Origin of the sequence: Kineococcus aridisoli (genome assembly GCF_050871885.1) — a bacterium.
GTDB lineage: Bacteria > Actinomycetota > Actinomycetes > Actinomycetales > Kineococcaceae > Kineococcus.
In genome coordinates, this window is sequence record NZ_JBJLSF010000024.1 from 20,910 (window position 1) to 43,047 (window position 22,138).

The 22,138-nt window shown below is 74.5% G+C and carries 24 protein-coding genes; 5 read left to right on the plus strand and 19 right to left on the minus strand.

Annotated elements, in window-relative coordinates; all coding sequences use genetic code 11:
- Window positions 1–48: 48 nt before the first annotated feature.
- From hisH to ACRYM2_RS08990, 3 genes are read right to left on the minus strand one after another with little or no spacing between them, the layout of a single operon-like run.
- The gene (gene hisH / locus ACRYM2_RS08980) at window positions 49–693 is read right to left on the minus strand and encodes an imidazole glycerol phosphate synthase subunit HisH (protein WP_432521576.1); all 645 of its coding nucleotides are present in this window, start codon (window positions 691–693) and stop codon (window positions 49–51) included.
- Complete coding sequence (gene hisB, locus ACRYM2_RS08985; RefSeq protein WP_432521577.1) at window positions 690–1,289, minus strand: imidazoleglycerol-phosphate dehydratase HisB; 600 nt, start codon at window positions 1,287–1,289, stop codon at window positions 690–692. Before hisB ends, hisH begins: the two co-directional genes overlap by 4 nt.
- Complete coding sequence (locus tag ACRYM2_RS08990; protein ID WP_432521579.1) at window positions 1,286–2,425, minus strand: histidinol-phosphate transaminase; 1,140 nt, start codon at window positions 2,423–2,425, stop codon at window positions 1,286–1,288. The genes hisB and ACRYM2_RS08990 overlap by 4 nt, the downstream gene beginning before the upstream one ends.
- Window positions 2,426–2,498: 73 nt before the next feature.
- Between ACRYM2_RS08990 and ACRYM2_RS08995 the strand changes: the two genes are divergently transcribed.
- Window positions 2,499–2,813, plus strand: a complete 315-nt coding sequence (locus ACRYM2_RS08995) for a hypothetical protein (protein WP_432521580.1) — start codon at window positions 2,499–2,501, stop codon at window positions 2,811–2,813.
- A 19-nt stretch (window positions 2,814–2,832) separates the two neighbouring features.
- Here the strand turns inward: ACRYM2_RS08995 and ACRYM2_RS09000 are convergent, their stop codons facing one another.
- Window positions 2,833–3,834, minus strand: coding sequence for a Gfo/Idh/MocA family protein (locus ACRYM2_RS09000; RefSeq protein ID WP_432521581.1), 1,002 nt, complete (start codon window positions 3,832–3,834; stop codon window positions 2,833–2,835).
- A complete protein-coding gene (locus ACRYM2_RS09005) occupies window positions 3,831–4,823 on the minus strand; it encodes a Gfo/Idh/MocA family protein (protein ID WP_432521583.1) in 993 nt (330 codons plus the stop codon). The genes ACRYM2_RS09000 and ACRYM2_RS09005 overlap by 4 nt, the downstream gene beginning before the upstream one ends.
- A gap of 343 nt (window positions 4,824–5,166) precedes the next feature.
- Between ACRYM2_RS09005 and ACRYM2_RS09010 the strand changes: the two genes are divergently transcribed.
- Both ACRYM2_RS09010 and ACRYM2_RS09015 read left to right on the plus strand, forming a co-directional pair.
- Entirely contained in the window at window positions 5,167–6,051 is an 885-nt protein-coding gene (locus ACRYM2_RS09010) for a tyrosinase family protein (RefSeq protein WP_432521585.1), read from the plus strand.
- A gap of 8 nt (window positions 6,052–6,059) precedes the next feature.
- Window positions 6,060–6,389, plus strand: coding sequence for a hypothetical protein (locus tag ACRYM2_RS09015; protein ID WP_432521586.1), 330 nt, complete (start codon window positions 6,060–6,062; stop codon window positions 6,387–6,389).
- Here the strand turns inward: ACRYM2_RS09015 and ACRYM2_RS09020 are convergent.
- Together ACRYM2_RS09020 and hisD are read right to left on the minus strand one after the other, a co-directional pair.
- A complete protein-coding gene (locus tag ACRYM2_RS09020) occupies window positions 6,386–6,985 on the minus strand; it encodes a hypothetical protein (protein WP_432521588.1) in 600 nt (199 codons plus the stop codon). The genes ACRYM2_RS09015 and ACRYM2_RS09020 overlap by 4 nt on opposite strands.
- Window positions 6,982–8,259: a histidinol dehydrogenase gene (gene hisD / locus ACRYM2_RS09025; protein ID WP_432521617.1), complete on the minus strand. Its 1,278-nt coding sequence runs from the start codon at window positions 8,257–8,259 to the stop codon at window positions 6,982–6,984. Before hisD ends, ACRYM2_RS09020 begins: the two co-directional genes overlap by 4 nt.
- Window positions 8,260–8,391: 132 nt before the next feature.
- On the opposite strand from hisD, the gene ACRYM2_RS09030 reads away from it, so the two are divergent.
- Both ACRYM2_RS09030 and ybaK read left to right on the plus strand, forming a co-directional pair.
- Complete coding sequence (locus tag ACRYM2_RS09030) at window positions 8,392–9,078, plus strand: LON peptidase substrate-binding domain-containing protein (protein WP_432521589.1); 687 nt, start codon at window positions 8,392–8,394, stop codon at window positions 9,076–9,078.
- A gap of 48 nt (window positions 9,079–9,126) precedes the next feature.
- Window positions 9,127–9,633: a Cys-tRNA(Pro) deacylase gene (ybaK, locus tag ACRYM2_RS09035; protein WP_432521591.1), complete on the plus strand. Its 507-nt coding sequence runs from the start codon at window positions 9,127–9,129 to the stop codon at window positions 9,631–9,633.
- Window positions 9,634–9,670: 37 nt separating this feature from the next.
- Here ybaK and ACRYM2_RS09040 read toward each other — a convergent pair whose 3' ends face one another.
- The 12 genes from ACRYM2_RS09040 to ACRYM2_RS09095 form a co-directional block, all read right to left on the minus strand.
- Window positions 9,671–10,138: a hypothetical protein gene (locus tag ACRYM2_RS09040; RefSeq protein ID WP_432521593.1), complete on the minus strand. Its 468-nt coding sequence runs from the start codon at window positions 10,136–10,138 to the stop codon at window positions 9,671–9,673.
- Window positions 10,135–13,683, minus strand: a complete 3,549-nt coding sequence (gene dnaE, locus ACRYM2_RS09045; RefSeq protein ID WP_432521595.1) for a DNA polymerase III subunit alpha — start codon at window positions 13,681–13,683, stop codon at window positions 10,135–10,137. Before dnaE ends, ACRYM2_RS09040 begins: the two co-directional genes overlap by 4 nt.
- A gap of 95 nt (window positions 13,684–13,778) precedes the next feature.
- Entirely contained in the window at window positions 13,779–14,702 is a 924-nt protein-coding gene (locus ACRYM2_RS09050; protein WP_432521596.1) for an RluA family pseudouridine synthase, read from the minus strand.
- Window positions 14,695–15,279, minus strand: a complete 585-nt coding sequence (gene lspA / locus ACRYM2_RS09055; RefSeq protein ID WP_432521597.1) for a signal peptidase II — start codon at window positions 15,277–15,279, stop codon at window positions 14,695–14,697. Before lspA ends, ACRYM2_RS09050 begins: the two co-directional genes overlap by 8 nt.
- A gap of 95 nt (window positions 15,280–15,374) precedes the next feature.
- Window positions 15,375–15,866 (minus strand): TraR/DksA family transcriptional regulator, encoded by a 492-nt coding sequence (locus ACRYM2_RS09060; protein ID WP_432521599.1) that lies wholly within the window; start codon window positions 15,864–15,866, stop codon window positions 15,375–15,377.
- A gap of 192 nt (window positions 15,867–16,058) precedes the next feature.
- Window positions 16,059–16,757, minus strand: coding sequence for a DivIVA domain-containing protein (locus ACRYM2_RS09065; RefSeq protein ID WP_432521601.1), 699 nt, complete (start codon window positions 16,755–16,757; stop codon window positions 16,059–16,061).
- A gap of 174 nt (window positions 16,758–16,931) precedes the next feature.
- Window positions 16,932–17,237 (minus strand): YggT family protein, encoded by a 306-nt coding sequence (locus ACRYM2_RS09070; protein ID WP_432521602.1) that lies wholly within the window; start codon window positions 17,235–17,237, stop codon window positions 16,932–16,934.
- Window positions 17,238–17,276: 39 nt separating this feature from the next.
- A complete protein-coding gene (locus ACRYM2_RS09075; RefSeq protein WP_432521603.1) occupies window positions 17,277–17,852 on the minus strand; it encodes a cell division protein SepF in 576 nt (191 codons plus the stop codon).
- 109 nt (window positions 17,853–17,961) lie between these two features.
- Window positions 17,962–18,726, minus strand: a complete 765-nt coding sequence (locus tag ACRYM2_RS09080) for a YggS family pyridoxal phosphate-dependent enzyme (protein WP_432521604.1) — start codon at window positions 18,724–18,726, stop codon at window positions 17,962–17,964.
- A complete protein-coding gene (gene pgeF, locus ACRYM2_RS09085; protein ID WP_432521606.1) occupies window positions 18,723–19,448 on the minus strand; it encodes a peptidoglycan editing factor PgeF in 726 nt (241 codons plus the stop codon). The genes ACRYM2_RS09080 and pgeF overlap by 4 nt, the downstream gene beginning before the upstream one ends.
- A gap of 22 nt (window positions 19,449–19,470) precedes the next feature.
- The gene (gene ftsZ / locus ACRYM2_RS09090; RefSeq protein ID WP_432521607.1) at window positions 19,471–20,886 is read right to left on the minus strand and encodes a cell division protein FtsZ; all 1,416 of its coding nucleotides are present in this window, start codon (window positions 20,884–20,886) and stop codon (window positions 19,471–19,473) included.
- Window positions 20,887–21,151: 265 nt separating this feature from the next.
- Window positions 21,152–22,132, minus strand: coding sequence for a cell division protein FtsQ/DivIB (locus ACRYM2_RS09095; protein ID WP_432521609.1), 981 nt, complete (start codon window positions 22,130–22,132; stop codon window positions 21,152–21,154).
- Window positions 22,133–22,138 lie beyond the last annotated feature (6 nt).

Below are 22,138 nucleotides of genomic sequence, written 5' to 3' on the forward strand. Positions count from 1 at the left end.
GGGCGAGTCTACGAGGGCCGCCGGGTGCCGGACGCCGCCGCGGCGGCCTCAGCCGAGGGAGTCCACCCAGTTGCGCAGCAGCTGCGCGCCGGCGTCCCCGGACTTCTCCGGGTGGAACTGCGTGGCCGACAGCGCGCCGTTCTCCACGGCCGCCACGAACCGGGCACCGTGCTCGGCCCAGGTGACCTGCGGGGCGGCCATGCGGCCGCCGGTGGTGTCGACGAGCTCGAAGCGCTGCACGCCGTAGGAGTGCACGAAGTAGAACAGCTCCTCCTCGACGCCGGCGAACAGCCGGGAGCCGCCGGGCACCTCCACGGGCGTCCAGCCGGTGTGCGGGACGACGTCGGCGGGCAGCCGCTCGACGGTGCCGGGCCACTCCCCCAGCCCCTCCCGGACACCCTCACCGGGTTCGGTGGAGCTCTCGAACATCACCTGCATGCCGACGCAGATCCCCAGCACCGGGCGGCCGCCGGCCAGGCGGCGGCCGACGATGGAGGCGCCGCCGATCCGCTGCAGACCGGCGTTGACGGCGGCGAACGCGCCGACGCCGGGCACGAGCAGCCCGTCGGCCTCCAGCGCCGCCTCGCGGTCGCCGGTCAGCTCGACGTCGGCGCCCACGCGCTCGAGGGCGCGCACGGCCGAGCGGACGTTGCCGAAGCCGTAGTCGAGGACGACGACCTTCCGGGCGCTCACAGGGCGCCCTTGGTCGAGGGGATCCCCTGCACGCGCGGGTCGGGCTCGACCGCGTAGCGCAGCGCGCGGGCGAGCGCCTTGAACTGGGCCTCCACGACGTGGTGCGGGTCGCGGCCTGCCAGGACGCGCACGTGCAGGGCGATCTGGGCGTGGAAGGCGAAGCTCTCCAGGACGTGCCGGGTGAGCGAGCCGGTGAAGTGGCCGCCGATGAGGTGGAACTCCTGGCCGGCGGGCTCGCCGGAGTGCACGCAGTAGGGGCGCCCGGAGACGTCGACGACCACGTGCGCGAGGGCCTCGTCGAGCGGGACCGTCGCGTCGGCGAAGCGGCGGATGCCGGACTTGTCGCCCAGGGCCTGGCGGAACGCCTGGCCGAGCACGATCGCGGTGTCCTCCACGGTGTGGTGGACGTCGATGTGGGTGTCGCCCTCGGCCTGGACGGTGAGGTCCACGAGGGAGTGCTTGCCCAGCGCGGTGAGCATGTGGTCGTAGAACGGCACGCCGGTGTCGATCCGCGTGCGTCCCGTCCCGTCGAGGTCGAGCTCGACGAGCACGCTGGACTCGCTGGTGCTGCGCTCGATGCGCGCCGTGCGGCTCACTGCTGTCCCACCACTTCCCGGAGTGCGGTCCTGAACTGCTGCATCTCGTCGGCCGTGCCGATGCTGACCCGCAGCCAGCCCGCGGGGCCGGTCTCGCGGATGAGGACGCCCCGCTCGAGCAGCCCCGCCCAGACGGCGTGCCGGTCGGCGAAGCGGCCGAAGAGGACGAAGTTCGCGTCGGAGTCGGCGACGTCGAAGCCCTGCGCGCGCAGCCACTCCACCGTCTCGTCGCGGCGCGCGCGCAGCTCGGCCACCGTCGACAGCAGCGTCGCGGAGTGCCTCAGCGCGGCCCGCGCCACGGCCTGGGTGACGGCCGACAGGTGGTAGGGCAGGCGGACGATCCGCAGGGCGTCCACGAAGGCCTGCGAGGACGCGAGGTAGCCCACGCGGGCGCCGGCCAGCGAGAACGCCTTGCTCATGGTGCGGCTCACGGCCAGGTTCCCGTGGCGGGGCAGCAGCTCCAGCGCGCTGGGGGTGCCGCTGCGCCGGAACTCCCCGTAGGCCTCGTCGACGACCACGACGGCCCCCTGCGACAGGCGGGAGCACTCGTCGAGGACTGCCTCGATCGTCGACAGCGGCAGCGCCGTGCCGGTCGGGTTGTTCGGGCTGGCGAGCAGCACGACCGAGGGGCGGTGCTCGCGGACCATCGAGCGGGCGTGCTCGACGTCGACCGCGAAGGCGTCCGTGCGCTGGCCCGCCACCCAGGTGGTCTGGGTGTCGCGCGCGTACTCGGGGTACATCGAGTACGTCGGGGCGAAGCTCAGGGCGCGCCGGCCCGGACCGCCGAAGGCCTGCAGCACGTGCAGCATGACCTCGTTGGAGCCGTTGGCGGCCCACACCTGCTGCGGGGTGAGCTCCGCGCCCGACTCCGTGCGCAGGAAGGCCGCGAGGTCGGCGCGCAGGTCGAGGAACTCCCGGTCGGGGTAGCGGTTGAGCCCGGTGGCGGCCTCGGCGACGGCGGCGGCGATGTCGGCGACGATCCCCGGGGCGACCGCGTAGGGGTTCTCGTTGACGTTGAGCACGACCGGCACCTGCAGCTGCGGAGCGCCGTAGGGGTGCTCGTCCCGCAGGTCCTCGCGCAGCGGGAGGTCGGCCAGGGTCGTCCCCGGGCCCGTGCGGTCGGTCGTGTCGGTCACGCGCCACAGTGTCCCAGACCCGGCGAGGTCGCCCGTCGCCCCTCGCCCGCGCCGGCCCGCCTACGGTGGACGGGTGCACCGCTCCCGCGTCCTGCTGCCCCTGGCCGCCCTCGTCCTGACCGCGTGCGGGTCCGGGGGCGGGGAGTCCTCGACGGACTGCTCCCTCGACGGCTGCACCGTCACCTTCCCCCGCGGCGAGGGGGCCGCGGAGGTGTCGGTGCTGGGCGTGCAGGCCCGCCTGGACGGGGTGGGCGAGGGGACGGCGGACCTGACCGTGGCCGGGCAGGACGTCTCGCTGGCCGTCGGCACCTCCACCGAGGTGGGGGGCCTGACGGTGGGCGTCGACAGCGTGAGCGACACGGAGGTCGTCGTCCGCCTCGCGCGCTGACGACGGCCTCCGGCGCGGCTCAGGTGCTCATGACCTTCGCGACCGTCCCCGTGCGCGCGCCCTCGTAGGCGGCGAGTAGGACGCCCAGGACGGCGATGCCCTCGACCTCGGTGTGGATCGGGCGCCTGCCCTCGCGCAGGCAGTCGGCGAACTCGCCGATCTCGGTGACGAAGGCGTCGGTGGCGGGGAAGGAGAACGTCTCCTCCTCCCCCGTGCGCAGCCGGCAGGTGAGCGAGTCCGCGGTGCCGGTGAGCGAGCCGAGCTCGCCGACGACGGAGAACTTCTCGGTGCCCGGCGCGGCGTCGTAGGCCCAGCTGGTGGCCATCTGCCCGACGACGCCGTTGGCGAACCGGACGAGGACCTGCGCGGAGTCCTCGCCCTCCATGAACGTCAGCCGGTGCGTGGAGAGCATCGCCGTCGCCTCGACGGGCTGCGCGTCGGCCAGGTGCAGCAGCAGGTAGGTGGGGTGGTAGCCGGTGTCGATGAGCTCCCCGCCGCCGCTGGTCCTCGCCGAGGCGCGCCAGCCCATGGTCGTCGGGTCGAAGTCGTTGTGGAAGCTGTCGGTGGTGCGGACCTCGTAGACGGTGCCGAGGACCCCCGAGCCGAGGAGCTCCTTGGCCTTGGCCACGGAGGGGAAGTACAGCTGGTTGTGCGCGCACATGAGGGTGATGCCGTTGCCGCGCACGGCGTCGGCGACCCGGCGGGCCTCCTCGGCGGTCAGGCACAGCGGCTTCTCGCACAGCACGTGCTTGCCGGCCTCGGCGGCCGCGACGATGGCGTCGGCGTGCAGGTGGTGCGGCAGGCAGACGTCGACCGCGTCGACGTCACCCGTGGCGATCATCTCGCGGTAGTCGGTGAACGGCTTCGCGCCCAGCTCCGCGGCGCGGCTCGAGGCGGCGTCCTCGTCGATGTCCGCGACAGCGGTCACGGTGATCTTCTCGGCGTGGGCGAGGTAGCCGCGCACGTGGGCGCGGGTGATCCCGCCGCTGCCGACGAGCCCGACCCTGACGACGTCGTTCACCGGGTGCCTCCTTCCTGCGCGGCCGCGTTGGACCGCTCGACCAGACGGGTGAGTTCGACGGCGCGGTGCAGGTTCTCGGTGGCCTGCGTGCCGTCGGCGGCGTGGGCGAGCCACTGCGCGAAGGGGTCGGGGGCGTCGTCGGGGACGGGGAGGTCCTCGACGCCGCCGCCGGGGCGGCGCAGCTGCAGGCGCGCCCCGTCCTGGCTGTGGTGGACGCTGCCCGCAGTGCCGTGGACGTCGATCGTGAACGGGTCGTCGCTGACGAAACCCGCCTCGACGACGCCGATGCGGCCGTCGTCGTAGCCGAGGGTGACCACTGCGTGGTCCTCGACCGCGCGGCCGGTGACGTGCCCGTAGACGGCCCGCACGCTCGCCGGGTCCTCGCCGAGGAAGAGCTGGGTGAGGTAGACGGGGTGGCAGCCGAGGTCGGTGAGCGCGCCGCCGACGGCGGGGCCGGGGTCGAAGAACCGCTCGGGCAGCCAGCCGCCGGACCCGCCGTCGCCGCGGCCGCGGACGGCGCCGTCGTGGGACAGCCGCACCCGGGCGTAGGTGAGCTCGCCGAGCTCGCCGGAGGCGATGACGTCGCGCACGGCGAGCGCGTAGCCGTGGGACAGGCGCGGCAGGGAGACCACCAGCGCCCGGCCGGCGTCCGCGGCCTGCGCCACCAGGGCCTCGCACTCGGCGACGGTGGGGGCCAGCAGCTTCTCGGTGAAGACGTGCTTGCCGGCCGCCAGCGCGCGGCCGATGACCTCGGCGTGGGCGGTGGTCCCGGTGGTGACGGTGACCGCGTCGACGTCCTCGCGCGCCAGCAGCGCGTCGAGGTCGTCGGTGAACTCGACGCCGAACTCCTGCGCCAGCGGGCGGCCGAGGGCGGCGTCGGGGTCCCACGCCGCGACCAGCGTGGTGCCGGGGTGCGCGTCCGCGGAGCGGGCGTAGTCCTCGGCGTGGACGTGCCAGCAGCCGAGGACGGCCACGGTGAGGTGGGGCACGGGGGGTTCCTCCGGGAGACGCGTCGTCGAGTCGTGGGGGGCGTGCGGCTCCGACGCTAGAGCAGGCCGGGCCCGGGCGGAAGATCGGCGCGCCCACCTCCTGGGAACGTTCGCAGGACGTGGGTGGGCGAGGCCTGCACCGGTTCCGCACCGGGGGCCGGCCGGTCCAGCCGGCGCTCGGCGACGTCCGCCTGCCCGGGGCCCCGCGCGAGGGCCTTCCTCCGGAGCCGTCCCAGGACTACCGTTCGCTTGCGACGACAGCCGGCGCACAGCCGGTGCACATCGACTCGTGAACGCCTGCACCGTTTCGACGCGAAGCTCCGTGACGTGAGGGGGAGCACAGGTGCCCGTGCGGAAGAACATCCTCGACATGACCCGGGACGAGGTGAAGAGGTTCACCGCTGCGCTCAACGCGCTGAAGTCCAACGGCACGTACGACGCCTTCACCCGGCGGCACATGACGGCGATGAACACTGCGACTCCGGCCGGCTCGCTCCGGAACATCGCGCACCGGGGGCCGGCGTTCCTGCCGTGGCACCGCGCCTCCCTGCTGGAGATGGAAGCGGCCCTGCTGGCGGTGGACCCCTCCCTGCCGGGCATGCCGTACTGGAGGTGGGAACGGGAGGGGGCGCTCAACGGGGGCAACCCGGCGCGATCGCGCGTGTGGACCGCCGACTACCTGGGCTCCGACGGCGTCGCCACGTCCGGCAACCGGGTGCTGAACGGGCCCTTCGCCTCGTGGGTGGCGCTGCTGCACCAGAGCAGCACCAACACCTTCGTGCCCCGCTCCACCCCAGGCCTGGTGCGCGCCCTCGGCCGGGACCCGGGCGGCACCACGAGCTTCCCGGTCGAGGCCCAGGTCACCGACGTCCTCGCCAAGTACCAGACCTACGACGCCTCCCCGTGGGACGCGACCGTCCCCGCGTTCCGCAACCAGCTGGAGGGCTGGACCGCCGGTTCGCAGCTGCACAACCAGGTGCACCGGTGGGTCGGGGGGGACATGCTGGTGGGCACCTCGCCCAACGACCCGGTCTTCTGGCTGCACCACTGCAACATCGACCGCATCTGGTGGGCCTGGCAGTCCCGCTACGGCGTCGTCAGCACCTACAGGCCCGTCACCGGCGGGCCGGCCGGGCACAACCTGGGTGACCAGATGCGACAGCTCATCACGCCGCGTCAGGTCGGGAGCGTCCTGGACGTCAAGACCCTCGGCTACACCTACGCCTAGGAGGCACCGTGATCAGCCGCAGGCACTACCTCGCAGGCACGTGGGCGCTGTTCGCGGGCGCCGTGGTGGGGACGGTGGTCTGGCCCTTCCCGGAGGTCGACGCCGTCGCCCTGCCCACCGACGACGAGTTCCGCTACCGCGGGCGCAGGGTGCGCGTCACCCCGCACGGGCGCGAGGTCCGCATCCGGGTGAACGGGACCAAGGACGTCCACGCGCACCGCGGCGGGCCCCGCGGCGGCTACCTCACCCACTCCCTGCCGTTCACCGAGTTCGACTCACCGCAGCTGCTGGCCCAGGGCGTCATCGACGCCGAGGACGCCGGGCTGCTCCTCATCTAGGCGGGTCCTGGACGCTCCTGCCCGGACTCCCCGGGACCCTCGGGCTCGTCCGGCCCGCGCCCAGCCGGGCCCGCGTCCTTGCCGCGCAGCAGCTTCCAGAGCGCACCCATGCGGCTGCCCTCCCCGCCGGTGGCCGCACCGGCGGCCTGCGCGGGGTCCAGCCGGCCCAGCACGAGCTGCTGCACGACGTCCGGCCACACCGACAGCAGCAGCCCCGGCCTGGGGTCGGTGCCGCGCACGCCGGCGGACCACGTCTGGCCCTCGATGGAGTCCTCGCCGACGGTCAGCAGCACCAGTTCCGCACCCTGCACCAGCCGCGACAGCGTCTGCGCGTCCTGCTCACCCGTGCCCGGGTCCTCGGTGACCAGGACGCAGCCCAGACCGCGCACCGGCACGACGTGGGCGTGCACCTGCGCCAGCGTGCAGACCTCGGCCAGGCGGCGGGCGTCGGCCACCGGCACGACGAGCACCGAGCGCACCGGCCGCTTCGGCCCGAACGCCTTGGCGAACTCCGCGTCGAAGTCGAAGGAGGAGTCGCCGGGCTCCCCGGGCAGCTCGGGCGGCTGGGGCCCGTCGGGCGTGCCGGCGCCGCTCACGAGGGGAACCTCGCGGTGACGGCCTGGCCGTGGGCCGGCAGGTCCTCCGACTCCGCCAGCGCCACCACGTGGCCGGCGACCTCGCGCAGCGCGGGCTCGTCGTAGTCGACGACGTGCACGCCGCGCAGGAAGGTCTGCACGCTCAGGCCGCCGGAGTGCGAGGCGGTGCCGCCGGTGGGCAGCACGTGGTTGGAGCCGGCGCAGTAGTCGCCCAGCGACACCGGCGCGTGCGCCCCGACGAAGACCGCTCCGGCGTTGCGCACCCGGGTGGCCACCGCGCGCGCGTCGGCCGTCTGCACCTCCAGGTGCTCGGCGGCGTAGGCGTCCACCACCGCGAGGCCGGTGTCGACGTCGTCGACGAGGACGGTGGCCGACTGCCGGCCCCGCAGCGCCTCCTCGATGCGCCCGGCGTGCTTGGCGGCGGGCACCCGCCGGGCCAGCTCGGCGTCGACCGCGTCCGCGAGCGCCGGGGAGTCGGTGACGAGGACGGCCGCGGCCATCGGGTCGTGCTCGGCCTGGCTGACCAGGTCGGCGGCCACGTGCACCGGGTCCGCGGTGCCGTCGGCGAGGACGGCGATCTCGGTGGGACCGGCCTCGGAGTCGATGCCGACGACGCCCTGCACGTAGCGCTTGGCGGAGGCGACGTAGATGTTGCCCGGCCCGGTGACGACGTCCACGGGACGCACGACGACGGCGCCGTCGGCGTCGCGGGCGCCGTAGGCGAACATCGCGACGGCCTGCGCCCCGCCGACCGTGTAGACCTCCTCCACCCCCAGCAGCGCGCAGGCGGCGAGGATCGTCGGGTGCGCCGAGCCGCCGAACTCCTTCTGGGCCGGTGTCGTCACCGCGATGGAGGCCACCCCGGCGGCCTGGGCGGGCACGACGTTCATGACGACGCTGGAGGGGTACACGGCCCGCCCGCCCGGCACGTAGAGGCCGACGCGGCCCACCGGCACCCAGCGCTCGGTGACGGTGCCGCCCGCGGCCACGCGCGTCGTCGTGTCCGCGCGGCGCTGGTCGGCGTGCACGAGGCGGGCGCGGCGGATCGACTCCTCCAGCGCCGCCCGCACCTGCGGGTCGAGGCCGTCCAGGGCGGCCCGCAGCGCCTCGCGCGGCACCCGCACGTCGGCGATGCGCACGCCGTCGAGGCGCTCGGTGAGCTCCAGCAGCGCGGGGACGCCCCGCGCGCGCACGTCCTCGCAGATCGGGGCGACGGTGGCCATGGCCGCCGCGACGTCGACGTCGGCGCGGGGCACCACGGCGCGCAGGGCCATCTCGTCGAGGGTCTGCCCCCGCAGGTCGATGCGGCGCAGGTGAGGAGTCGTCACGATCGGCCAGTCTACGAGCGGGCGGCGACGCCGGTGGCGGCGCCGCCGGTGGCGCGGCGACCTCACTAGGGTGGCGGCGTGCCGCAACGCCTCCCGCTGTTCCCCCTCGGCAGCGTCCTGTTCCCCGGGCTCGTCCTGCCGCTGCACGTCTTCGAGCCGCGCTACCGCCTGCTCGTGCAGGACCTCGTCGCCGAGGCCACCGCGGAGGACGAGGAGACCGTCAAGGGCTTCGGCGTGGTGGCGATCAGGGCCGGGCACGAGGTCGGCGAGGGCAACGTGCAGGCGCTGCACGAGATCGGCTGCGTGGCGCTGCTGCGCGAGGTCAGCGAGAGCGACGACGGCCAGTACGAGATCGTCACCGTCGGGGCGGGCCGCTTCCGCGTCGTCGGCATCGACGAGGCGGCCGGCACGCCCTACCTGACCGCGCTCGTGGAGCCCTTCGGCGACGACGACAGCGAGGACGCCGACGACGACGGCGAGCTGCGGCTGCTGGCGGCGGACGTGACCCGCCGCTTCGAGGAGTACCGCGAGGTCCTCGACATCGGCGGCGCCGCGGCGCCGGAGGACCCCCGGGTCGTCTCCTACCTCGTGGCCGCGGCGATGGTCCTCACCGTCGGCCAGCGCCAGCTGCTGCTCGAGGCGCCGGACACCCGTTCCCGGCTGCTCGCCGAGCGGGACCTGCTGCGCCGGGAGACCGCGCTCGTCACGACCTTCGGCGCGGTGCCCGCCACCGAGCTGCCGGTGCTGCCGGCCGACCCCAACTGACCCGACCGCTCTCCGCGCCCCGGACGAGCGCTGACCCGAGGAGGGGTCGTGCCCAAGAGGAAGACCGCCGAGACCGGTACCCCCGCGCTGCGGCTGCTCGCCGAGCGCGGCGCCGCGCACGTCGTGCACCCCTACGAGCACGGCGCGGCGGAGACGTCCTACGGCGAGGAGGCCGTGCGCGCCCTGCGGGCGGCCGGCGTCGAGGTGAGCGCCGAGCGGCTGTTCAAGACGCTGCTGGCCGACGTCGACGGCTCCCTCGTCGTCGCGGTGGTGCCCGTGGCCGCCATGCTCGACCTCAAGGCGCTCGCCGCGGCAGCCGGCGGCAAGAGGGCCGCGATGGCCGACCCGGCGCGGGCCCAGCGCAGCAGCGGCTACGTCGTCGGGGGCATCAGCCCGCTGGGGCAGCGCACCGCGCTGCCGACGGTGGTGGACGCCTCGGCCTCGACGTGGCCGACGGTCTTCGTCAGCGCCGGCAAGCGCGGGCTGCAAGTGGAGCTGGCGCCGGCGGACCTGCTCGCCGCCACCGGCGGGGTGCTCGCCGAGATCGCCCGCTGACGCGGCGCCGGGGCGCCGGCGGCCCGGCGTCAGCGGGTCAGCGGGTCCAGTCCAGGGCGGCCTGCACGAGGGTGGCGGCAGCGACCACGACGGTCACCGCGAGGACCTGGACGAGCAGGACCACCCACGCCAGCAGCGTCACGTGGGCCGGGTCCTCGACCGCCGTCGGCGGCAGGGAGCTGCCCAGCCCGGCCGCGATGAGCGCGCTCGCGAGGGCGCCCGCGACCGCGGCGGTGAAGGTCACCAGCGGCCGCGGCCCGGGCCGGGCCGCCACCAGCAGGCCCGCGAGGGCGCCGACCACCCCGGTGAGCACGGCGAAGACTCCGTCCCGCGCGATGGGGTACAGGCTGCTGGAGACCACGACCGGCTCGCCGACGAGCCAGTCCGCCGGGTGCCGGGTGAGCGCCCACCACAGCACCCCCACCACGGCTCCCGCCAGCGGCTGGCCGAACAGCAGCACCACGGGCACCCGCGACGGCGCCGGCGCGGGGTGCCCGGCTCTCACGCCAGGCAGGTCGGCCCCAGCAGGGCCTTGAGGTCGCCGAACAGCGCCGGGCTGGGGGTGACGCGCAGCGCGTCGTCCAGCCGCATGAGGGTGCCCCCTCCCCCGCCGCCGTTCTTCGTCAGCCGCAGCCGCACCTCGGTCATCCCCGGGTGGGTGGTGAGGACGTCCTTGAGCTTCTCCACCACCGGGGCCGTGCAGCGCGAGGTCGGCATCGTCACCGTCACCGGCACGCCGTCGGTGGAGGAGACGTCCGGCACCGTCAGGCCCGAGGCGTAGATGGTCGGCACCTCGTCGCGGCGGTTGAGCCGCCCCTTGACCACGACGACGAGGTCCTCGGCCAGCAGCTGGGCGACGTCGGTGTAGGCCTGCGGGAAGAACAGGCACTCGATGGCACCGGCGAGGTCCTCGACGGTGACGATGGCCCAGTAGTTGCCCTGCTTGGTCGTCTTGCGCTGCAGACCGGTGATCATCCCGGCGATGGTGATCTGCGAGCCGTCGGGACGGGACTCGTCCTCCAGCAGCGAGGCGATCGGCACGTCGGAGGCGTTGGCCAGCAGGTGCTCGAGGCCGAAGAGCGGGTGGTCGGAGACGTACAGCCCCAGCATCTGCCGCTCGTGGGCCAGCAGCTCGGACTTCTCCCACTCGGGCAGGTCGGGGATCTCGACGTGGAAGCCGCCGGCCCCCGCGCCGTCGTCGTCGCCGCCGAGGCCGGCGAAGAGGTCGAACTGGCCGATCGCCTCGTTGCGCTTGACGTCGACGACCGCGTCGACGGCGTCCTCGTGCCGGGCGACCAGGGCGCGCCGGCGGTGCCCCAGGGAGTCGAAGGCACCTGCCTTGATGAGCGACTCGATGGTGCGCTTGTTGCACACGACCGCGGGCACCTTGGTGAGGAAGTCGGTGAACGACTCGTAGCGGCCCTTCTCCCGGCGCGCCTCGACGATCGCGTCGACGACGTTGGCGCCGACGTTGCGGATGGCCGTGAGGCCGAAGCGGATGTCGGAGCCGACGGCGGTGAAGTTCGCGCTGGACTCGTTGACGTCCGGCGGCAGCACCTGGATGCCCATGCGGCGGCACTCGTTGAGGTACAGCGCCGACTTGTCCTTGTCGTCGCGCACGCTGGTGAGCACCGCGGCCATGTACTCGGCCGGGTAGTTGGCCTTGAGGTAGGCCGTCCAGTACGAGACGAGGCCGTAGGCCGCCGAGTGCGCCTTGTTGAAGGCGTAGTCGGAGAAGGGGACGAGGATGTCCCACAGCGCCTTGACGCACTCCTTGGAGAAGCCGTTGTCGAGCATCCCCTTCTCGAAGCCGACGTACTCGGCGTCGAGGACCTCGCGCTTCTTCTTGCCCATCGCGCGGCGCAGCAGGTCGGCGCTGCCGAGGCTGTACCCGGCGACCTTCTGCGCGATCGACATGACCTGCTCCTGGTACACGATCAGGCCGTAGGTCGTGCCGAGGATCTCCTTGAGGGGTTCCTCGAGCTCGGGGTGGATCGGGGTGATGGGTTCCTGGCCGTTCTTGCGCCGGGCGTAGGCGGTGTGCGAACCCGCACCCATCGGGCCGGGCCGGTAGAGGGCGCCGACGGCGGAGATGTCCTCGAAGTTGTCCGGGCGCATCAGCCGCAGCAGCGAGCGCATGGGCCCGCCGTCGAACTGGAAGACGCCGAGGGTGTCACCGCGCCCGAGCAGGTCGAAGGTGGCCTTGTCGTCGAGCTCGAGGGCGTCGAGGTCGACGGGCTCCTTGCCGTTGGCGACGACGTTCTTGAGCGCGTCGTCGAGGATCGTCAGGTTGCGCAGGCCCAGGAAGTCCATCTTGACCAGCCCGAGCGTCTCGCACGTCGGGTAGTCGAACTGCGTGATGATCGCCCCGTCGGCTTCCCGCTTCATGATCGGGATGAGGTCGATGAGCGGCTCGGAGGACATGATCACGCCGGCGGCGTGCACGCCCCACTGGCGCTTCAGGCCCTCCAGGCCCCGGGCGGTGTCGACGACCCGCACGACCTCGGGGTCGGACTTGTACAGCTCGCGGAACTCCCCCGCCTCCGAGTACCGCTTGTGGTTGGGGTCGAAGATCCCCGACAGCGGGATGTCCTTGCCCATGACGGCCGGCGGCATCGTCTTGGTGATCCGGTCGCCCATGGAGAAGGGGAACCCGAGCACGCGCGAGGAGTCCTTGACCGCCTGCTTGGCCTTGATCGTGCCGTACGTGACGATCTGGGCGACGCGGTCGGTGCCGTACTTCTCGACGACGTACTGGATGACCTCACCGCGCCGGCGCTCGTCGAAGTCGACGTCGAAGTCGGGCATCGACATGCGCTCGGGGTTGAGGAAGCGCTCGAAGAACAGCCCGTGCCGCAGCGGGTCGAGGTCGGTGATCTTCATGGCGTAGGCCGCCATCGAGCCGGCGCCCGACCCGCGGCCGGGGCCGACGCGGATGCCGTTGGCCTTGGACCAGTTGATGAAGTCGGCGACGACGAGGAAGTAGCCCGCGTAGCCCTTGGAGGTGATGACCTCGATCTCGTACTCGGCCTGCTTGCGCACGTCGTCGGGGATGCCGGCCGGGTAGCGGTGGGCCAGGCCGCTCCAGACCTCCTTCACGAACCAGCTCTCCTCGTTCTCCCCCGGCGGGCAGGGGAAGCGCGGCATGTAGGCGCCGGTGGACTCGGTGAACTCCACCTCGCAGCGCTCGGCGATGAGCAGGGTGTTGTCGCAGGCCTCGGGGTGGTCGCGCCAGACCTCGCGCATCTGGGCCGGGCTCTTGAGGTAGAACTCGTCGGCGTCGAACTTGAAGCGCTTGGGGTCGGCCAGCGTCGAGCCGGACTGCACGCACAGCAGCGCGGCGTGCGCCTGGGCGTCGGAGGCGTGCGTGTAGTGCAGGTCGTTGGTGGCCAGCAGCGGCAGGTCGAGGTCCTTGGCGAGCTTGAGCAGGTCGTCCTGCACCCGGCGCTCGATGTCGAGGCCGTGGTCCATCAGCTCGCAGAAGAAGTTCTCCCGGCCGAAGATGTCGCGGTAGTCGGCCGCGGCCTGGCGGGCCTCGTCGTACTGGCCCAGCCGCAGCCGCGTCTGCACCTCCCCCGACGGGCAGCCGGTGGTGGCGATGAGCCCGTCGGAGTACTGCGAGAGCAGCTCGCGGTCCATGCGGGGCTTGTAGAGGAAGCCCTCCAGGGAGGCCAGCGAGCTCATCTTGAAGAGGTTGTGCATGCCGGCGGTGGTGGAGGCCAGCATCGTCATGTGCGTGTACGAGCCGGCGCCCGAGACGTCGTCGCCGGAGCGGCTGGTCTGGTCGCCCCACTTCACGCGGGTCTTGTCCTGGCGGGCGGTGCCCGGGGTCAGGTAGGCCTCGACGCCGATGATCGGCTTCACGCCGTGCTTCTTGGCCGTCTTCCAGAAGTCGTAGGCGCCGAAGACGAAGCCGTGGTCGGTCGTGGCGACGGCCGGCATCCCCATCTCGGCGGCGCTGCGGAAGAGGTCGTCCACCTTCGCCGCACCGTCGAGCATCGAGTACTCGGTGTGCACGTGCAGGTGGACGAAGGAGTCCGCGGATGCCATGGGGGGCGCCTCCTGGTGCTGTCGGGCGGTGGTGCGGGTCGATCGTAGGCGCCGGGTCGGACAGCACCGGGCCGCCTCGCCGGGCGGGGCCGGGCTCAGTCGGCCAGGCGCTCCAGGGCGGTCCGCAGGTCCTCGGGGTAGGAGCTGGTGAACTCCACCGGCTGCCCCGTGCCGGGGTGCTCGAAGCCGAGGCGGACGGCGTGCAGCCACTGCCGCGCCACGCCGAGGCGGGCCGCCAGCGTCGGGTCGGCGCCGTAGGTCAGGTCCCCCACGCAGGGGTGGCGCAGCGCGGAGAAGTGCACCCGGATCTGGTGGGTGCGCCCGGTCTCCAGGTGCACCTCGCACAGCGCGGCGGCCCGGAAGGCCTCCAGGACCTCGTAGTGGGTGACGCTGGGCTTGCCCTCGGCGGTCACCGCGAACTTGTAGGCCCCGCCGGGGTGGCGCCCGATGGGGGCGTCGATGGTGCCGCGCAGCGGGTCCGGGTGGCCCTGCACGAGCGCGTGGTAGACCTTGTCGACCGTGCGCTCCTTGAAGGCCCGCTTGAGCGCGGAGTAGGCGTGCTCGCTCTTGGCCACGACCATCAGCCCCGAGGTGCCCACGTCGAGGCGGTGCACCACGCCCTGGCGCTCGGCCGCCCCGGAGGTGGCGATGGCGTAGCCCGCCCCCGCCAGGCCGCCGACGACGGTCGGGCCGCTCCAGCCGGGGCTCGGGTGCGCGGCGACCCCGACGGGCTTGTCGACGACGACGAGGTCGTCGTCGTCGTGCACGACCACCAGCCCCTCGACGAGCTCGGCGACGACCGCGGGCGCCGCCGGCGGGTCGGGGACCTCCACCTCCAGCCAGGACCCCGCGCGCACCCGGTCGGACTTGCCGGCGGGGGCGCCGTCGATGACGACGAGGCCCTCGGCGGCGAGCTCGGCCGCGCGGGTGCGCGAGAGCCCCAGCAGGCGCGAGAGGGCGGCGTCGACGCGCTCCCCCTCGAGGCCGTCGGGCACGGGCAGGCTGCGCAGCTCAGGCACCGGTCTCCTCCTGGTGGGCCCGGCTGCGCCGGGCGCTCGGCTCGCGGGTGCCGTCCAGCTGCGTGCCGCGCGCGGCCAGCACGACGATGAGCACGGCGGCCGCGCACAGGCCGGCGTCGGCGACGTTGAAGATCGGCCAGTGCGGCAGCTGCAGGAAGTCCACGACGTGTCCGCGGGCGAAGCCGGGCTGGCGCAGCAGGCGGTCGGTGAGGTTGCCGGTGGCCCCGGCCAGCAGCAGGCCCAGGGCCAGCGCCCAGGCGCCGCTGCGCAGGCGCCGGGCCAGGCGCACGATGACCACCACGGCCACGGCGGCCAGGACGGTGAAGATCCACGTGCTGCCGGTGGCGAAGCTGAAGGCCGCCCCCGGGTTACGGATGAGGTGGAACTGCAGCAGCTGCCCGACGAAGGGCCGGACCACGCCCGGTTCCAGGTGCGCGACGGCGAGCACCTTCGTGACCTGGTCCAGCGCGTAGACGACGGCCCAGACGGCGAAGACCCGTGCGGTGCGGCGCGGGCGGGCGGACGCCGGGGCGTCCGGGGTGTCCGGCGGCTGCGAGGGGGTGGGGGTGCGGCTCATGGCCCAGCGAGTGTCCCACGCCGGCGGGCCGCCCCGGTGCCGGTGGCCGCGCGCCCGGGCGCGGCCACCGGCACTCCCCCGGTGCGGGTGCGGCGTCAGCGCCGCTCGGTGCGGGACTTGCAGGACATGCAGAGCGTGACGCGCGGGAAGGCCTGCAGGCGGGCCTTGCCGATGGCGCCGGTGCAGGACTCGCAGACCCCGTACGCGCCGGAGCTCATGCGCACGAGGGCGCGCTGCGTCTGCTCCAGCAGGTCGCGGGCGTTGTTGAGGATGGTCATCTCGTGCTCGCGACCCGCGGTCGTCGCGCCGTGGTCGACCTGGTCGTCACCGGCCCCTTCGCCGCCCGAGCGCACCAGCGCCGAGAAGGAGGAGGTGGCGTCGTCGAGCTGGTGGGTGAGGCGGTCCACCTCGGCCTGCAGCTCCTGGCGGACGTCCTCCAGCTCGGCAGGCGTCCACGCCTCCTCGCTGTCGCGCACCGGCAGCTCGCGCACCGCCGCGGCGCGCGCGGCCCGTCCGCTGGCGTGCCCGTGCCCCGTGATCCGCGTCGCCGCGCCCGCCGTCGCCGTCCCTGCCGTCGTCCCGTGCACCTGTGGTCCCCCCTCCATCTCGTCACGGCCGGGTGCCGCGTGCGGGAGACACTAGGGACTATCACCCTGTGTAAGCAACCGGAAACGGAAAGTTGCCGATGTTCGGCTGCCCGGAGGACCTGGGCGCACGACAGCCGCCGCCCCGTCGGGGGGCGGCGGCTGTCGGGAAGGGGCGGCCGGCGGTCGCTGGGCCTACCGGCTGACGGCCTCGTCGGGGACGACGCGCTCGAGGCGGCGCAGGTCCTCCAGCTGCCCGGCCATGAAGTGCTCCAGCTGCTCGCGGTAGGTCGTCTCCCGCCCGTGCAGCTGGCGGATGACGTCCTCGAGCTGGTGGCGGCGGCTCTCCAGGTCGCCCAGGGTCCGCTCGCGCCGCACCTCGGCCTCGGCCACCACGCGCTGCGCCTGCTCCTCGGCCTCGGCCAGCAGCGCGTCGCGCCGGCTCTCGCCCTCGCGCACGTACTCGTCGTGCAGGCGCTGCGCGAGGGCGATGACCCCGGCCGCGCGCACGGACGCGTCGTCCCCGCCGGCTGCCGCCGGTGCGGCCGGCGCTGCGGCCGGCTCGGGTGCCGGCTCGGCGGCGGCGACCGGCGCCGGCTGGGCGGCGACCGGAGCCGGCTCGGCCTCGGCGGGGGCGGGCTCGGCGGGGGCGGGCTCGGCGGCGGGCACCGCCTGCTCCGCGGGCACCTGACCCGCACCGGCGCGGGTCAGCTCGGAGACGCGGGCCCGGCACTGGTCGAGCTGACCGCGCAGCTCGGCGTTCTCGGCGTTGAGCCGGCGCAGTTCGGCGACCACCTCGTCGAGGAAGTCGTCGACCTCGTCCTGCGCGTACCCCTCGCGGACCCGGGTGGGGTTGAAGCGCTTCTCGACGACGTCTTCGGGAGTGAGCGGCATGGCACGCACCTTCGCTGACGGACCGCCCCCGACGGACGGCGAACTCGGCCCCACCGTAGCGGACGTGATCGCCCGCGCTCCGGACGACGGCGCACCCCACCGGCCCTCGCGCACCGGACCAGAGCACCACCAGCGCACCGCCACCGCCGCGCCCGCAGCGGCGGGCCGGGCGGCTCAGGCCTGCGCGAAGCTGTTCGCCAGACCGTCCAGGGTGGGCATGAGGATCGAGCACAGGATCGCCAGCACGAGGAAGGCCAGGTCCAGCTGGACCGCTCCCAGGCGCAGCGGCGGGAGCACCTTGCGCAGGGCCTTCAGCGGCGGGTCGGTGACGGTATAGACCGACTCGGCGAGGACGAGGACCACGCCGCGCGGCCGCCACTCGCGCGAGAGCGCCTGCACCCAGTCGAGCACGAGCCTGCCGATGAGGCAGATGAAGAAGAGGAAGACGACGAGCTCGAGGAGCTTGAAGAGGACGGCCACGTCCTCATCCTGCCTGACGCACGGCGCCGACCCCCACCGTCACGACTGGTTGAAGAAGGTGCGCTCGGCGGGGCGCTCCTCCTCCTGCGTGGCCACTTCCACGTTCTGCGGCGACAGCAGGAAGACCTTGTTGGTCACCCGTTCGATGGAACCGTGCAGGCCGAAGACCAGCCCGGCGGAGAAGTCCACGAGGCGCTTGGCGTCCGAGTCGTCCATGTCGGTGAGGTTCATGATCACCGGGACGCCGTCGCGGAAGGACTCCCCGATCGTCTTCGCCTCGTTGTAGGTGCGCGGGTGGATCGTCGTGATCCGGTGCAGCTCACCCGCACCGGAGGAGACGGGGCTCGACGGGGGAACCACGTGGGCCACCTGCTTCCTGATGGGGGTCACCTGGGCCGTGGCCGCGCTGGGGCGGCGCTCGGCGACGGGGACCGGCTCGGGCGCCGGGCGGGACTCGTGCCGCACCTCGACGCGGGGTTCGTGCCGCGGTTCGTGCCGGACCTCGCGCACCGCCTCGGTGCGGGCGCGCGACGACTCGACCTCGGTGTCCTCGGCGTAGCGGTCGTCCTCGGCGAGGCCGAGGTAGACCATCGCATTGCGCAGCGCGCCGGCCATCGCAGGCTCCTCGGGATCGTGCTCGGTTGTCTGACCAGTCGGTGGACCGGGTACCGGACCACGTGGGCGTCAGCTCGACCCGCCGGAGCGGGTCGGGACGCGCGTGACGTTACCGCGCGGGCGGTCGCGATCCGAGGATGGCACTGCCGACACGCAGGTGTGTCGCCCCGGCCGCCACGGCCTGCTCCAGGTCGCCGCTCATGCCCGCCGACAGCTCGCGCGCGCCCGGGTGCTCCCGGCGCACGCGCTCGGCCAGCCCGGCGAGCGCCGCGAAGGCCGCGGCGGGCTCCGCGCCGCGCGGCGCGACCGCCATGAGACCGCGCAGCCGCAGCGCCGGCTGGGCCGCGACGGCGTCGGCCAGGCGCGGCACGTCGGCCGCCGCCGCACCGCCCCGGCCGGGGTCCACCGGCTGCCCCAGCGCGGTGGCGAGGTCGACCTGCACGAAGCAGCCCAGCGGGCGCCCCGCCCTGGCGGCCTCGGCGCCCAGCGCCGCCGCCAGCTTCGCGCGGTCCACGGAGTGCACGGTGTCGGCGTAGCCCACGACCGAGCGCACCTTGTTCGTCTGCAGCTGGCCGATGAAGTGCCAGCGCAGGTCCGGCACGCCGGTGCGCAGGGCAGCGGCCTTCGCCGACGCCTCCTGGTCGCGGTTCTCGCCCACGTCGCGCACGCCGAGCGCCGCCAGGGCGCGCACGTCGGCGGCCGGGAAGAACTTGGTGACGACCACGAGCGTCAGCTCCTCCGGCGCCCGGCCGGCGGCGCGCGCCGCGTCGGCCGCCCGGGTGCGCGCGGCCTCGAGGCCCGCGCGCAGCTGGTCGGTGCGCTCGGGGGTGGTCACCGGGTCCCCGTCCGCACGGACCGCGTCCGCGCCGCTCACGCCAGGACCACGACCGCCCCGCTGCGGCCGGTGCGCCCGTCGCGGCGGTAGGAGTAGAGGTCCTCGTGCTCGCTGGTGCAGCGCTCGGTGCGGCGGGCGGGGACGCCGAGGTCGGCGAGCTGGGCGAGGACGCCGGCGGGGACGTCGACGGCCGGGGTGCCGCGGCGGGTGCGGGCCCGCGCCGCCGGGACCCGGGCGGCGACCTCGTCGGCCATGGCCGGCGGCACCTCGTAGCACCCGCCGCAGATGGAGGGTCCGAGCGCGGCGACGAGGTCGCGGGCGCCCGCGGCGCGCAGGGCCGCGACGACCGCGGGGACGACACCGGCCACCAGACCGGGCCGGCCGGCGTGGGCCACGGCCACCAGGCCGGCGGCGGGGTCGGCGAGCACGACCGGCACGCAGTCGGCGACGACGACCGCCAGCGCCAGCCCCGGCACGGCGGTGACCAGGGCGTCGGCGCGCGGCGGGCGCGCCGGCACGCCGTCGAGGACGACCACGTCGGCGCCGTGGACCTGCTCGGGCACCACGAGGGCGTGGGCTCCGACCGCGCGGCGCAGGGCGTCGCGGTGGGCGGCCACCCGCTGCGGGTCGTCGCCCACGTGGTCGCCGAGGTTGAGCCCGGCGAAGGGCGGGGCGCCCGCGGCGCCCGCCCGCGTGGTGAACCCGCCGCGGACGCCGGCCGGCAGACCGGCGTCCAGCAGCGGGACGGGGACGTCGAGCACGGTCGTCAGAGCCGCCCCGACCTCACTTGAGGAAGTCGGGCACGTCGAGGTCGTCCTCCTCGACGCGCTGGCGCACCGGCCGGCGGGCGCCCGCGGTGTCCTGGGGCAGCTCGATGATCCGCGGGACCTGCACCGGGTCCTCGCCGGGCACGACCTGCGGCGGCTGCTGGGCCACCGGCTGCTCCTGCGGGGCCTGGTGCTGGGCCTGCTGCTGCACCGGCTGCTGCTGGTGCTGAACCGGCTGGGCGGGCGCCTGCGCGTAGGCGGGCTGCTGCGGCTGCGCGGGGGCGTACTGCGGCTGCTGGGGCTGCTGCGGGGCCTGCGGCACCTGCGGGGCCTGCGGCTGCGAGGGGGCGAACTGCTGGGAGGGGGCGCCCCAGCCGTCCGGGCGGGCCGCGCGCGGCGGCACCGCGCTGCCCTGCTGCTGAGGGCGGCCGGCGGGGACCTGGGGCACCTGGCCCAGGGCGCGCTCGTCGCGGCGGCGCAGCGGGCTGCCGCTGTCGAAGCCCGCCGCGATGACCGTGACGCGGACCTCGTCGCCGAGGGCGTCGTCGATGACGGCGCCGAAGATGATGTTGGCCTCCGGGTGCGCGGCCTCCTGCACGAGGCGGGCGGCCTCGTTGATCTCGTAGAGGCCGAGGTCCGAGCCGCCCTGGATGGACAGCAGGACGCCGTGGGCGCCGTCGATGCTGGCCTCGAGCAGCGGCGAGGAGATCGCCGACTCCGCGGCCTGCACGGCGCGGTCGTCGCCGCGGGCCGAGCCGATCCCCATGAGGGCCGAGCCCGCGCCCTGCATGACCGACTTCACGTCCGCGAAGTCGAGGTTGATCAGGCCGGGGGTGGTGATCAGGTCGGTGATGCCCTGGACACCGGACAGCAGCACCTGGTCGGCGGACTTGAAGGCGTCCAGGATGCTGACCTGCTTGTCGCTGATGGACAGCAGCCGGTCGTTGGGGATGACGATGAGGGTGTCGACCTCGTCGCGCAGCTCGGCGATGCCGGACTCCGCGGAGTTGGCCCGCCGGCGGCCCTCGAAGGTGAAGGGCCGGGTGACCACGCCGATCGTCAGGGCGCCCAGGGAGCGGGCGATGCGGGCGACGACCGGCGCGCCGCCGGTGCCGGTGCCGCCGCCCTCGCCGGCGGTGACGAAGACCATGTCGGCGCCCTTGAGCACCTCCTCGATCTCCTCCGCGTGGTCCTCGGCCGCCTTGCGGCCGACCTCGGGGTCGGCGCCCGCGCCGAGGCCGCGGGTCAGCTCGCGGCCCACGTCGAGCTTGACGTCGGCGTCCGACATCAGCAGTGCCTGGGCGTCGGTGTTGACGGCGATGAACTCGACGCCCTTGAGGCCGACCTCGATCATCCGGTTGACCGCGTTCACCCCGCCGCCGCCGACGCCGACGACCTTGATGACCGCTAGGTAGTTCTGCGGAGCTGCCACGTCGAGTGCCTCTCGCCTCTTTCGCCGAATCTCGCTGTCTGGAGCGCTGCTGCGAACCCTGACCCTCAAGTAGAGGGTCAACGTTATGTCACTTCCTGCTGGGTGGTGACCGTAGGGAGCGATGAGGGTGAACTGCAACCGACGGCTCGGCGTGTCGCGCGAACACCCCGGATCGGACGCGCTCAGCGGGGGGTGGGACCGCCGTGACCGGTCCGGGACCGCGTCGTGATCAACTCGTGGTCACCGAGCCGTCACGCAGCGGTGGTCACGGCGTGGTCGTCGCGAAGTCGGGGGCGGAGACGTCGACGGCGCTGGAGGCCGCCACCGCCGGCTCCTGCAGCAGCCGCAGCAGGACCTCCGCCTTGCGCTCCGGGCGCGAGGCGTCGCCCCAGGTGACGCGGGGACCGTCGGCCAGCTGCAGGCTCACCGCGTCCGGGCTGGTCGCGGCGATGGAGACCACCAGCGAGCGCACCTGCGGCGACAGCGAGCCGTTGACCGCGATGGCCGCCTGCAGCGCCTGCGCACCCGCGGCGTCGACGTCGACGTCGAGGACCGGCACGCCGGGCGGCGGGGCCTCGGCGTGCACGAGGACCGTGCCGTCGCCGTCGACGAGGTCCACTCCCCCCGTGCGCGAGGGCACCGCGGCGACGGCCTGGCGCTCGTGGACGGTGACCAGCAGGGTCGAGGGCCACGAGCGCGTCACGTCCGCGGAGGCGACCAGCGGCAGCCTCTCGACCTGCCGGGCCAGCGAGCCGGTGCTCACCCCGGCCAGCGCGGCACCCCGGACGTCCTCGACGAGCGCCTCGACGGCGGCCCGGTCGGTGCGCTCGGTGCCGGTGATGCGGACCTGCTCCACCCGCAGCCAGGGCGAGCCCAGCAGCACCCAGCCCGCCGCCGCGCACAGCGCCACCAGGCCCGCCAGCGCCGCCAGCGCGCGCCGGCCCGGACGCCAGCGGTGCGCCCGCCGGGCGCCGGCGCGGTCGGCCAGCTCGGCGATGCGCGCCGAGCGCGCCGCCTTCGCGGGAGCCGCGCCGGCACCCTGGGCCGACGACGCCGGCCGCACCGGCCGCACCGCGGGACGGCCGCCCGCCGACCGCCCGGCCGGCGTGCGCCCGGCCGGCGCCCGTCCCACCGGCGTCCCGGCGGCACCCGCCGCCCGCACCGCCCGGCGGCGCTGGGGGCTGCCGGAGGTGCGGGGCGCCGGGGCCCCGGAGCCGGTGGGCGGCGCGGCGGCGGCCGGGGGCACGGGCGG